General features: G+C 62.5%; 11 protein-coding genes. 2 read left to right on the top strand and 9 right to left on the bottom strand.

The genetic code is table 11. From position 1 onward, the window contains the following. Positions 1-6: 6 nt before the first annotated feature. Genes JLC71_RS02275 through JLC71_RS02260 form a run of 4 tightly spaced genes read right to left on the bottom strand, consistent with a single transcriptional unit; the run spans position 7 to position 3,614 of the window. Positions 7-546 carry a cysteine hydrolase family protein gene (locus JLC71_RS02275; protein ID WP_200917067.1) on the bottom strand — a complete coding sequence of 180 codons (540 nt, stop codon included), beginning with the start codon at positions 544-546 and terminating at the stop codon, positions 7-9. Next, on the bottom strand, positions 543-1,751 hold the full coding sequence (locus JLC71_RS02270) for a M20/M25/M40 family metallo-hydrolase (protein WP_200917066.1): 1,209 nt from the start codon (positions 1,749-1,751) through the stop codon (positions 543-545). Before JLC71_RS02270 ends, JLC71_RS02275 begins: the two co-directional genes overlap by 4 nt. Further along, positions 1,748-2,383, bottom strand: a complete 636-nt coding sequence (locus JLC71_RS02265) for a GNAT family N-acetyltransferase (protein WP_200917065.1) — start codon at positions 2,381-2,383, stop codon at positions 1,748-1,750. Before JLC71_RS02265 ends, JLC71_RS02270 begins: the two co-directional genes overlap by 4 nt. Positions 2,384-2,393: 10 nt before the next feature. Further along, positions 2,394-3,614 carry a nucleotidyl transferase family protein gene (locus JLC71_RS02260; protein ID WP_200917064.1) on the bottom strand — a complete coding sequence of 407 codons (1,221 nt, stop codon included), beginning with the start codon at positions 3,612-3,614 and terminating at the stop codon, positions 2,394-2,396. Positions 3,615-4,003: 389 nt separating this feature from the next. Between JLC71_RS02260 and JLC71_RS02255 the strand changes: the two genes are divergently transcribed. After that, on the top strand, positions 4,004-4,738 hold the full coding sequence (locus JLC71_RS02255; RefSeq protein WP_200917063.1) for a pseudouridine synthase: 735 nt from the start codon (positions 4,004-4,006) through the stop codon (positions 4,736-4,738). Positions 4,739-4,769: 31 nt separating this feature from the next. On the opposite strand, the gene JLC71_RS02250 is transcribed toward JLC71_RS02255, so the two are convergent. Further along, positions 4,770-5,549: an MBL fold metallo-hydrolase gene (locus tag JLC71_RS02250; protein WP_200917062.1), complete on the bottom strand. Its 780-nt coding sequence runs from the start codon at positions 5,547-5,549 to the stop codon at positions 4,770-4,772. 91 nt (positions 5,550-5,640) lie between these two features. Here JLC71_RS02250 and JLC71_RS02245 point away from each other — a divergent pair, with 91 nt between their 5' ends. After that, positions 5,641-6,711 carry a GlxA family transcriptional regulator gene (locus JLC71_RS02245; protein ID WP_200917061.1) on the top strand — a complete coding sequence of 357 codons (1,071 nt, stop codon included), beginning with the start codon at positions 5,641-5,643 and terminating at the stop codon, positions 6,709-6,711. Between the two features lie 28 nt (positions 6,712-6,739). On the opposite strand, the gene fusA is transcribed toward JLC71_RS02245, so the two are convergent. The 4 genes from fusA to JLC71_RS02225 form a co-directional block, all read right to left on the bottom strand. After that, positions 6,740-8,776: an elongation factor G gene (gene fusA / locus JLC71_RS02240; RefSeq protein ID WP_200917060.1), complete on the bottom strand. Its 2,037-nt coding sequence runs from the start codon at positions 8,774-8,776 to the stop codon at positions 6,740-6,742. Positions 8,777-8,940: 164 nt separating this feature from the next. Then, positions 8,941-9,831: a hypothetical protein gene (locus JLC71_RS02235; protein WP_200917059.1), complete on the bottom strand. Its 891-nt coding sequence runs from the start codon at positions 9,829-9,831 to the stop codon at positions 8,941-8,943. Between the two features lie 190 nt (positions 9,832-10,021). After that, positions 10,022-11,860: a 1-deoxy-D-xylulose-5-phosphate synthase gene (gene dxs, locus JLC71_RS02230; RefSeq protein WP_236250950.1), complete on the bottom strand. Its 1,839-nt coding sequence runs from the start codon at positions 11,858-11,860 to the stop codon at positions 10,022-10,024. A 5-nt stretch (positions 11,861-11,865) separates the two neighbouring features. Further along, positions 11,866-12,765: a polyprenyl synthetase family protein gene (locus tag JLC71_RS02225; protein WP_200918232.1), complete on the bottom strand. Its 900-nt coding sequence runs from the start codon at positions 12,763-12,765 to the stop codon at positions 11,866-11,868. Positions 12,766-12,772 lie beyond the last annotated feature (7 nt).

Below are 12,772 nucleotides of genomic sequence, written 5' to 3'. Positions count from 1 at the left end.
GTTGGTCTAAGCGGCAAGAGGCTGATGCCCGGCGATTTCCACGTCGGCGCGGGTCAAACGGGCAAAGGGTTCGAGAATCGCCATCGCATGCTCATGCATCGACGCTTCCGAGTGGTTGCGCGCCGCCCGGGCCGCACAGGCGTCTTCGACCAGGGCGAAGCGGTAACCGCGGTGATAGCCGTCGACGATGGTGGCGAGGCAACACATCGTGCTGCCGTACCCGACCACGACGAACTCATGCTCCGCATGCGCGGCGGCAAACTGCTCGAACTCCGGCGACGAGAACGACGAGTAATTGCCCTTGACCGCCAGCGCTTCACTGCTTTCCGGAACGAATCCGTCGATGAAATCCGATGTGTCCGCGATGCGATTGAACAAATCGCCGTCCTGCAGATGCTGCACATGCACGATGGGCCAGCCCTCGCAGCGGGCGAAATGCAGCATGGCGTAGGCGTTTTTGAGCGACGGACCGATCGACTGGATCTGGAATTTCCGGCCCGGTGCGATGTACTCGCGCTGGATATCGATGACGACAAGTGCCTTCATGGTTCACCTCCTTCAGAATCGGTGAGTTGCGTGATCAAACGGGTCATCAGGGTCAGGCGATCCCGATAGGAACTGACCAGCATGTGCTCGGTATCGGCGTGCATGCCGCCGCCGTAGGGGCCGACACCGACGAGCAACTGCATGCCGGTTTCCGCCAGATTGTTGCCATCACTGCCGTAGCCCACGGCCTGCGCCCGGAACGGCAGGCCGATCGAGCGGGACACGGATTCCAGCCGGGAAGCCAGCGCCAGGGTCTGGCCTTCCGGCAACGGCGGCATCTCGGCCAGCTGCGTCACTTCGGTGCGGGTGCCCTGCCTCAGGCGGGTGTTGTAGACATCGCTTTGCTGGCCGATCTCGCCGATCGCGGCGGACACGCTGTTCCAGTCCGGGATAGCGCGGAACCGGATATCGAACGTGACACTGGCCTTGTCGCACACCACGTTCGGCTTGCTTCCGCCTTCGATCACGCCGGGGTTGATCGTCAAGCCTTTGGCGGGCCGGGCCAGATCGGTGATTTTGCCGATCTTCCGAGCCAGATCGAGGCACGCATTGATGCCGTTCTCGGGCTCCAGGCCCGCATGGGCCGCCTTGCCCGTCGTGGTCAGCTTGATCCAGCGCACGCCCGACTGACTGCTCACCACGGCGCCGTCTTCGAGTCCCGGCTCGAAGACCAGTCCATACGGAATATCCCGGGCAAGCGCGCGCAGCGTCTTTTTGGAATGCGGCGAGCCGATTTCCTCGTCGTCGTTGATCACCACGCGAACCTGCTGCAACCGCCCCGCCTGTTTGAGTTGCCCGAGCACGTTCAGCATCAGCACCAGGCCGCCCTTCATGTCGATCACCCCGGGGCCGGCAAGCCGATCGCCCTGATCGCTGAAGCGCTGGAAACCGCCGGTCGTTGAAAAGACCGTGTCCAGATGCCCGACCAGCAGCACCTTGGGCGTGGCGCCGGGTGTATCAAAGCTCAGCACCTCGCGCCCCTGCTCGGCAAGCGAATGGCGGGTCACCTTCATGCCGAGTGCTTCAAATTGCGGAATCAGCACATCCCGGGCTTGCGCGAGCCCGGCCAGATTGCGCGTTTCGGTATTGATATCGACGATGCGTTTCAGCAGGCCGAGATAAGCCGGATCGATCGTGTTCGTTGCCGCAACGGTCTCGCCACCGATCATCAGCCCCAGTACGAAGCCGAAAAAACGCCGCTTCATGCCCTGCCTCCTTCAATGACCACGGTACGCGGCGGGCTCTGGAACAGACCGTGTTCGAGCGGTCCGGCGTGGTGGGCATTGTTTTCCGGGCGATTGAGATGCATGGGCGCCTGCCCGATGTGCCGGGATGGCTGAACATGGTGTTCCCGCTCATTCATTTCCATCTCGATATAGTCATGTTCGGAGAATGAAAAATCATCGCCAACGACGCGGAATCCGTAGCCCTCGTAAAAGGATTGCAAACGTGCCTGCGCGTGCAGGTAAAAACGGGTGAATCCCTTTTGCCGGCACACATTCATGACGAAAGAAAGCAGCCGATGGGCATATCCGTACCCGCGGTATTCCTTTCTGATCGCCAATCGCTCGATTTTGGCAAATCCATTGAAATAGCGGATACGCGCAGTCAGCACGGGCTCCCCTTCATCCGTCAGGCCGACAATCTGGGTCGCCGTATGGTCATTGAGATCAAACTCTTCGCTGTACGGGCACAGCTGTTCGTGCATATAGACAATGGCGCGCACAAGCATGGCCTTGAATCGTTCATCTTCGCTTTCGACGATCTTTATCGTCAGCTTCGGTACATCCATTGCAGGCGATACCGCACACGGTTTGTGAAGGTGATGAATAGTCATGAGGCGCTCATCAGCTGCTGTACTGGGTTGATGGGTACGTCGAATTCAGTTCTTGGCTATTGCGCAAAGCCTCGATCATTGTCTGCACCGACGGCGTCGTCAGGCCAGTTGCACCATTGCGGATTGCTGTCGCCGATACCTTGTCGCGCCGGATCACCGGATATGGATAAATCCAGCCGGACTCATCGTAAATACCTCGTACCCACATCCCGCCCAGATCGCTGCCATGAATGCCGTGGACCGGGAGTCCGCCGGATGCCGCCTTGACCCGCTTGAGCACGGCATAAAAACCGCCACGTGCGTATTCCTCCGGCAATGACAGCACCTCCACCTTATCCCCCAGCCCGGCCTCTGCCACGGCTGCGCGCATCATCGCCAAGCGGGTTTCATACTCGTAAAATTTGGAGCCGGTCGGAAAGTAGTTGACATGCACATCGGCACGCTGCGTTTTCTCGTAGATGCGCATGCCCCGCTCGTACTTGGCAATCCGGATCTCCCCGCGCTGCAATGCCTGGGCATGGAGCTTGGGTATCGTCGTACTGTGAAGGTAAACCTTCGTCAGGCCGCGCAATTCGATCGCGTCCCGGATCAGCGCGAGATGGGTCTTGTGAATCGGATTGAACGTACCGAAAAAGACACCGATGCCTCCTCGCTTGAACGCAATGGCACGCCAGTCCGAGAGGATGCCCAGCGCGAAAAAGAGCGCACCGAAACTCAGCCCGAGCACCAGAAAGGCGGTCTTTGCCCAAGCCAGCCCGATCGTCGCCAGCGCGGTCACCACAATATTGATGGACAAGGCAATCAGCACGTTCCGGTTGCGGTCGCCGATTTCGCGGTTTGCCAGCGCAAGCGCCAAATACTGCATTCCCTGGGATGCGCACGTCGTCACCAGCGCAACCCCCAATACGCCGCCGAGCGCATCGATATTGCCCACCGGAAAAACCCCGGCACGCGTCAGAATCAGGAAAATCCCCACATTGAATGCAAGTTGTGGGGCGAAGCGGCCAAGCCGGCCAAGGCTGACGCATGCGGTGCGCAGATGAATGACTTCTTCCAGCTTGTTGCTCAGCTTTGAATAATATGGAATGAAGAAACCCACGAAGGTGCACAACGCGATCAGTGCCCAATTTTCGAAGGCATTGTGGGCCGCGCCGTAACTGCAATACATCAAGGCGCCAATGGTCAGGCCCAGCTGGACCGAAGGGCTCAGCATATACATCGGACGCTTCACGATTCGGCTCCTCCGGATTGCGCCAACCGCATTACTGCACGGGTGCACTGTCCATTGTTGAATTGGCGCCCCTCCTTGCGGCATGTCCAATTAACCGTGCCTCCTTGAACAACCAGGGATATTGCAATGCGATCTGCCATCAATTCACCCTCTTGCGTTGAATAGGATTTCTATCTGGAACAGCGAGGATTCTGGTGATCGGCCTTGCCGTGGACAAACGATTTTTTGGCACAGCCCGCATGCGTGCGGGGAATGCCGGATTCGCCACGCAGCCGCCGCACCGACGGCGCGGCGCGGCGCGTGACTGGCAATCCGAACGGCAGCAGCCCTGTGCGCCGCCACCGGTAAGGCGCGTACAATGAACGATTGATTCTCAAGCGATCTTCACCATGACCGACACCATCCGCCTTTCCAAACGCATGACCGAACTCGGACTGTGTTCACGCCGCGAGGCCGACGAATTCATCGAGCAAGGCTGGGTCCGGGTCGACGGCCATGTTGTCGACGTCCTCGGCAGCCGCATCCGCCCCGATCAGACGATCGAGCTCGTTCGTCAGGCCAGCGCGGTGCAGTCCGAACGCGTCACGCTGATCGTGCACAAACCGGTCGGCTTTCTCGCCGGCCCGGGCGAGCCGGGCATTCACCCGGCGTGGCAACTGATCAAGGCCGATACCCATTACGCCGGTGACCGTTCGGGCATCAATCTGCTCAAGCGCCATCTCAACCACCTCGCCCCGGCCGGCTGGCTCGACCTGAATGCCTCGGGCCTGTTGGTACTGACGCAGGACGGCCGGGTGTCAAAGAGGCTGATCGCCGACGATCTCGATTACGAAAAAGAATATCTGGTGCGCTTTGCCGGTGACATCACCGACGAGATCATCTCGATGCTCAATTGCACCTACACCATCGACGGCGTCACCTGGAAAGCGGCCAAGGTCAGCCGCCAGAGCGAGCAGTATCTGCGCTTCGTGCTGCGCGAAACGCGCAAGCGGCAAATTCAGGAACTGTGCGAAGCCGTCGGCCTGCGCGTGATCAGCGTCAAGCGGCTGCGCATTGGCCGCATCTCGCTCGGCGACCTGCCCGAGGGGCAATGGCGCTATCTGGGGCAGCACGAACGCTTCTGAGCCCGGCCCACGCCGAAATCCGCCGCGGGCGTCATCCCGGCACGACGATGCGTTCGCCGTCGGCCGGAATGCGCACGCGGTCGCTGACGCCGACGCAGCGCATCGCGTGAATCAGCTCGTCCCGTCTTACCGGGCAATGATTCAGCGCCTCCAGATGGTTGGCGATCACGATGCCGCGCGCCAGCCGGCTGAACTGGGTGACTTCGGCGATGCCCATGATGATCTCGCCGCCGAGATCAAAGCGCGCGCCGCCGGCCGGCACCACGCTGATGTCGGGTTGCTGCGTGCTCACCAGCGCCCGCACCTCGTCGGTCAGGATTGTATCGCCGGCGAGATAGAGGCTGGGCTCGCCAGGCCACTCGATCAGATAACCGACGCCGTGCATCATCAGCCGCCCAACCGCGCCACGGCCGTGGCGGCACGGCACCATGCGGATCTGCCCGCCGAGGAAGGGTTGCGCCTTGGTGCCGGCCTGCAAAGGCTGCACGTTCAGACCCCGCTTCTGTAAGTAGTCCGCATCGTCCGGGCTGCAGATCACCGGCAGTTGCCGCTCGCGCAACCAGCACACGCCGGCACGGTCGAGGTGATCGAAATGCCCCTTGCGGCAGTGCGTGATCAGGCAGTGGGTGGCCGTCGCCAGGCAGTCGTCCGCCTCCACCGGCAACTCGACGATGGGGTTACGCTGATGCTGGCCGTCGAGCCAGCGCAATGACGGCAGCGCGTGCCGTCGCGCCAGCATCGGGTCGACCAGCACGCGATAAGGGCCGACCTCGATCACCAGCGTGGCATTGCGCAATTGAACGATATTCATGGTTATCCCCCGGTTGATGATGAGGGATTGTCGCGCGCGTGCCGGAGTCGCTACCATGGCCGGATCAGACATGAAGCGAGCAAATTCGGCCATGCCCCATTCTCCGCTGCGGATCGGTCTGCTCGTCTACCCCGGCTGCATGCCGGCCGGCTTGCTGGCCTTCGCCGATCTGATGCACGCGGCCAGCCTGCTGGGCGGAAAACTGACGACCTGTCTAGTCGGGCTGGACGCCGGCCCGGTCCGCTGCGCCCACGGCCTCGTGCTCGACGCCGAGCTGCGCCTCGCCGATGCCGAAATCGACGCGCTGCTGCTGCCCGGCTTCTGGGCGACCTCGCTCGAACAGATCGACGCCACGCTGGCGCAGCACCGCGGGCTGATAGACGCACTGGTCGCGCGCCCCGCTTCGCTGCAACTGTGGAGCTACTGCGACGGCATCGCCTTCGTCGCGGCAGCCGGACGCCTCAACGGCAAACCGGCCACCGGCACCTGGTGGATGCTGCCGTGGTTCGAACAGCACTATCCGAAGGTGAACTGGCAGCTGGAGTCGCCGCTGGTCAGCGACGACACCCGCATCACCGCCTCCGGCGTGCACGGCTATCTGGCGATTGCCGAACACGTCGTCGCGCACAGCCTGGGCGCCGATGCCTACGCGACGCTGGCGCGGCTGATGGTGCTGCCGCAGCCCGAGCGGCGCCACCCGGTGTTTACCCGCGTCGACCTGCTGTCGCAGCGCGATGCGCTACTGCAAAAGCTGCGCCACTGGGTTCGCCGGCTGCCCGCGCACGCGCTGTCGGTCGCTGCGCTGGCCGAGCGGCTGGCGATGTCCGAGCGCACGCTGGCGCGCAAGGTCGCCGCGGCAACCGGCGATACGGCGGCGAACTTCATCCGCGCGGTCAAACTGCACCAGCTCGCCGAACGGCTGGCGGCATCGCAAAAGCCGGCCAGCAGCATCAGCGACGATCTGGGTTTCAGCAGCGACGCGGTGATGCGGCGCATGTTCCGGCAACTGACCGGGCTGACGCCGAATGCCTACCGCCAGCACTATGGCCATCCATCGAGCAAGGTCGAACGGACGCTGGCGGGCTCTGCGATGCCGCCCGCGCTGCGGACTCCACGCGGCTTCGTGACAGGGAACAGCGGTCACGGATCCGGATCGGCGTGAACCACAGGCGCACCTTTCCCGATGCGCCTCAATCATCATCGTGCACCGCCTTGTAGCCGGCGGCAAGGCGCTGCTGCACCTCCGGCGGCACCGCATCGTAATGGCTCAGCGTCAGCGCATAAGCGCCCTGCCCGGCGGTGATCGCCTTCAACCGCCCCGCGTAGCCATCGAGTTCCGACAACGGCACCTGGCCACGGATCAGCACCAGTTGCTGCGACAGGGTCTCGGTGCCGCTGACCTGGCCGCGCCGCCCCGACAGATCGGCGGTCAGATCACCAAGGCGCGTTTCGGGTGCGGTGATTTCGATCGCCACCACCGGCTCGAGTACCACCGGCGCGGCGGCCTGCAGCGCCTCGAGCATCGCCTTGCGCCCGGCCGCCTGAAACGCCACATCCTTGGAGTCGACCGAATGGCTTTTGCCGTCGTACACCGTCACCTTCAGGTCTTCGACCGGGCTGCCGGATAGCGGCCCGGCCGCCAGCGCCGCACGCACGCCCTTCTCGACCGACTGGATGAACTGCCCCGGAATCACGCCGCCCTTGATCGCATCGACAAAGGCAAAGCCGGCGCCGCGCGGCTGCGGCTCGATGCGCAGGAAAACCTCGCCAAACTGACCGGCACCGCCGGTCTGCTTCTTGTGCCGGTGGTGGCCCTCGGCCGGCCGGGTGATGGTTTCGCGGTATGGCACCCGCGGCGTGCTGGTCTGTACTTCGAGTCGATAGGTTCCGGCCATGCGGTCGAGCAGGTAGCGCAGGTGCAGCTCGCCCATACCGCGCAAGACCGTCTCGTGCGTGACCGGATCGTGGTCGACCTTGACGCACGGGTCTTCCATTTGCAGCCTATGCAGCACATCGCCGATGCGCTGCTCGTCGCCATGGCGTTTCGGCGTGATCGCCAGCCCCTGCATCGGCTCGGGAAACGTGCAGGGCTGCAAGCGGATGTGGTCTTCATCGTGCGAATCGTGCAGCACCGCGTCGAACTCGATCTCGTCGATCTTGGCCACCGCGCCGAATTCGCCGGGCAGCAAGTGCTCGACCTCGTCGTAGCGCTTGCCCTGCAGGCGCAGCAGATGACCGACCTTGAACGGCTTCTTGCCGTCGCCGACGAAGAGCTGCACATCGCGCCTCACCGTGCCCTGGTGCACCCGGAACACGCCGAGCTTGCCCACGAACGGATCCATCACCACCTTGAACACATGCGCCAGCACGTGTTTGGCCGGATCGGGCTCGGCGGCGAATGCGCCTGCTTCGCCTTTGATGAACAGCGGCGGATTACCTTCGCGCGGATTCGGCGCCAGCCGCGCCAGCACGTCGAGCAGCTCGGCCACGCCGGCGCCGCTGCGCGCCGAGACGAAACACAAGGGAATCAGATGACCTTGTCGCAGCGCCGCCTCCAGCGGCGCATGCAGCGCCTCGGGGCTCACCTCGCCCTGCTCCAGATAGCGCGTCATCAGGTCTTCATCGACCTCGACCACCTGATCGACCAAAGCCTGATGCGCCTCGGCCACCGACGAAAAATCGGCATCGCCTTCGGCAGAGAAGAAACAGTCCAGCACCCGGCTCGCCTGATCGGCCGGCAGGTTGATCGGCAGCACCTCCTTGCCGAAGGCCTCGCGCAGGCTGGCGACCAGTCCGGGCAGATCAACGCGCTCGGCATCGATTTTGTTGACGACCAGAATCCGGCACAGCCCGCGCTCGGCCGCCGCGGCCATCATCCGCCTGGTGGAGAGCTCGATGCCGTTCTGCGCATTGACGACAACCAGCGCGGTATCGACCGCAGCCAGCGCGGCCAGCGCCTGGCCGACAAAATCATGATACCCGGGGGTGTCGATCAGCTTGACCTCGATGCCACCGAGGGAGAAATGGACCAGCGCCGATGCCAGCGAATGGCCGTAGTCGCGTTCGAGCGGGTCGAAATCGCAGACGGTATCGCCGCGCTCGAGCGAGCCCATTTCGGCAATCGCACCGCTTCGCCGCAGCAGGGCCTCGGCCAACATCGTCTTACCACTACTGCCGTGGCCGACCAGTGCGACCGTACGGATGGCTTCAACCGGATCATGGGGCATGGCCGTCTCCGAGCGTCAGGTGCTTGGAGTATAGATAGCAGCACGCGCACCGAAATGTTTTCGAAATGGTTCGCGGCACGTCGAAGCGCTCGTGCTGGCGATACGCAAAACGCCGGTAGCGCCTGGCCGCGTAGGCGCAATGCCGCCATCAACATCCACGCCATTCAGCGAATGGGAACGTATCGCTTCAGGACGCTTTCAACGTCCATATGAAATAAGTATTTGCTGTTAAGGTGATGCCAGCCTTGATTGATCTTGGTATGGCCCATGCCAAGGCGGGAATTGACACCACCAAACCAGTCCAGATCGCCAATGAATTGATAGGAACGCTCGAACTTTTCCGGCAAATTGACGACGGTACCGAATGTCGCAACACGCAAATTCTTGAAATAGGCATGCTTCTGGTGTGTCTGCGCAAAGCGCTCCAATGCAAAATCCAGCAACAAGCAACCTTTGCTGTGCCCTACCAATAAACGCAAGCCTGGTGGCGCGGCTTGCAGAATACGAATCAGCGCGCTGACATCCTCGGGCAGCGGTACTGCCGGGCTGGCGGACGCCGTCATCTGCCTCCCCGACTCAAGCGAGGCATCCAGCTTCGGCAGCTTGCCCCAGTAGTCGAGCAACGCCCGGAATCCCTGGCCCAGCGCATCGCTCGCACCGTAGAAAAACCAGCCGCCCAGCGACTCGGAGACCACATCCTTCACGCCGTAGCCCGACACGATGCCGGCAACGTCGATGTCATAGGCATCGGCCACATTGCACGCCAGCGCGGCGGTACCGATCGCGGAACTGCCAACGCCAGCAACCACAATGGCTTGAATGGCTTTCTTGTCAGCCTTGAGGCAATCGTCGACGTTGGCATAAGCCCGAACTCGTCGATTACCCTTACCGGGCGAAACGACCACAACCCCGCCTTCGTGATCCGCCAATTTCAAGACATCGCACTGCTCTTCCAGGGTCAATTTATCGACATCGTAAAACAGCATATCAAAGAGAATATTTCGCCATTTGATCGAAGGGGCAATCGGCGACGGCAAACGGGCATGCATGGTCATGGCTGAGCGTCCGGAGGAAATTGAATACGCACCGATCCGAACCGCAAGCACTGGCCACGCAGAACAGAACGCTGATCTTATTGCATAGCGCGTCCCGCTAACGTCGTATCCCAATTCCGACGAGAGGCCCGCCGAGGCGAAAAAAAACGCCGGCATTGCAGCCGGCGCTTTGACGATAATCGCGGAAGAATCAGCCGATCCGTTGTCGAATCGCCGCCGCTATCCCCACCGCGTCGAGCCCGCAATCGGCCAACATCTGCTTTTGCTCGCCATGCTCGACATAATCGTCGGGCAGGCCAAGCTGCAACACCGGCTTGATCACGCCTTGGCGCATCATGCTTTCGATTACCGCGCTACCGGCACCGCCCATGATGGCGTTTTCCTCGACCGTGACGATCAGATCGTGGCTGGCGGCCAGCTCGACAACCAACGCGTCATCGAGCGGTTTGACAAAGCGCATATTGGCGACCGTGGCATCGAGTGCCTCGCCGGCCTTGAGCGCGGCTTCAAACAAGGTGCCGAATGCCAGAATCGCCACCTTGCTGCCGGTTCGCGCTACCACGCCCTTGCCCCATGCAACACCGTTCATCTCGGCCTGCACCGGCACGCCCATGCCGTTGCCGCGCGGGTAACGCACCGCCGCCGGGCCGGCGTGTTGATACGCCGAGTACAGCATCTGCCGGCATTCGTTTTCGTCGGCCGGCGCCAGGATGGCCATGTTCGGGATGCAGCGCAGGAAGGAAAGATCGAACGAGCCGGCATGGGTCGGGCCGTCGGCGCCGACGAGGCCGGCGCGATCGATCGCGAAGGTCACGTCGAGATTCTGCAAGGCAACGTCGTGGATCAGCTGATCGTAGGCGCGCTGCAAAAAGGTCGAGTAAATCGCCACCACCGGCTTGAGCCCTTCACAGGCGAGACCGGCGGCAAAGGTCACCGCGTGCTGCTCGGCAATGCCGACGTCGAAATAGCGTGCCGGATACTCCTGCTCGAAACGCACCAGCCCCGAGCCTTCGCGCATCGCCGGGGTGATGCCGACGAGCTTGGCGTCAGAGGCGGCCATATCACACAGCCAGTCGCCAAATACCTGCGTAAACGATACTTTGCCGCCACTCTTGCCGGCCATGCCGTCGCAGGGCTGAAACGGTGTTACCGCGTGATACTTGACCGGATCATCCACGGCGAGTTTGTAGCCGTGCCCCTTTTTGGTCACCACATGCAGGAATTGCGGACCTTTCAGCTCCTTGATGTTGCTGAGCGTCGTCACCAGCGCATCAAGGTTATGACCATCGACCGGACCGATGTAGTTGAAGCCCAGCTCCTCGAAAAACGACGCCGGCGTCAGCAGCGCCTTGACGTGTTCCTCGCCCTTTTTGGCCAGTTCTTTCAGCGGCGGCACCGCGCCGAGCACTTTCTCGGACGCATTGCGGAAACCGTTGTAGAAACGCCCGGACATCAGTTTGGAAAGGTAATTGGTGAACGCGCCAACATTGGGCGAGATCGACATCTCGTTATCGTTGAGAATCACCAGCAGATTGGTATCGCGGCGATGGCCAGCGTTGAACAGGGCCTCGATCGCCTGCCCGGCGGTCATCGCGCCATCGCCGATCACCGCAATCGCGTGGCGGTTCTCGCCCTTGATCAGCGCCGCTTCGGCAAAGCCGAGCGCCGCGCCGATCGAGGTGCTCGAATGCCCGACGCCGAAGGTGTCGTATTCGCTCTCGTCGCGCTTGGGAAAACCCGCCAGGCCACCATGCTTGCGCATCGTATCCATGCGTTCACGCCGGCCGGTGAGGATTTTGTGCGGATAACTCTGATGACCGACGTCCCATACCAGCCGGTCTTCCGGGGTGTTGAACACGTAGTGCAGCGCGATCGTCAGCTCGACCGCGCCAAGGTTGGAGGCAAAATGGCCGCCGGTATGGCTGACCGAGTCGAGCAAAAACGCACGCAACTCGGTCGCCAGCGGCGCAAGTTGCTTGCGCTCAAACTGGCGCAGATCGGCTGGGCAGGAAATGGTGTCTAGCAGCATGGATATCAGAATCGGCGGTCGACGATAAAGTCGGCCAGTTGGGCGAGCCGCGCGGCGCGGTCACCAAAGGGAGCAAGCGCGCTGTGCGCGTCGGCGAGCAGTTCGGCAGCCTTCTCCTTGGCGCCCTTGAGCCCCAGGAGCGCGACGTAGGTCGGCTTGTGGTTGGCGGCATCCTTGCCGGCGGTCTTGCCCAGCGTCGCGGTATCGGCTTCCTCGTCGAGGATGTCGTCGACGACCTGAAACGCCAGCCCGACGCACTTGGCGAAATGATCGAGCCGGGCTTTTTCGTCGTCCGACAAGACCGCGCCACAGGCGGCGCCCAGCAACACCGACGCGCGGATCAGCGCACCGGTTTTGAGGATGTGCATCAGTTCAAGTTGCGGCAGGCTCAAGGACTCGCCGACGCTGTACAGATCGATGCCCTGCCCGCCACACATGCCGTGGCTGCCCGAGGCCAGCGCCAGCGTGCGGATCATCTGCAGTTGCACGGCGGCATCGTCGCTCAGCGGCCTGGCGGTGAGCACGTCGAAGGCGGCGGTTTGCAGCGCATCGCCGGCCAGCAAGGCGGTGGCTTCATCGTATTTCACATGCACGGTCGGCTTGCCGCGGCGCAAGGTGTCGTTGTCCATCGGCGGCATGTCGTCATGAACCAGCGAATACGCGTGGATCAGTTCGACCGCGGCGGCGGCGTGATCCAGCCGGGCCGGATCGGCGCCGACGAGCTCACCGGCGGCAAACGTCAGCAAGGGACGGACGCGTTTGCCACCGTCGAGCACCGCATAGCGCATTGCCTGGTGCAAACGCGCCGGGTGCTGGCCTGCTGCCGGCAACAAGGTATCGAGCACGGTTTCAACCCGCGCTTGCACCGCCTGCATCCAGTCGGAAAACGGTGTACTGGAATCCATCAGACGG

The sequence above is a fragment of the Jeongeupia sp. HS-3 genome, assembly GCF_015140455.1.
Lineage (GTDB): Bacteria > Pseudomonadota > Gammaproteobacteria > Burkholderiales > Chitinibacteraceae > Jeongeupia.
The sequence above is the reverse complement of the archived record's forward strand: the minus strand, read 5'-3'. Positions and strand labels throughout refer to the sequence as shown.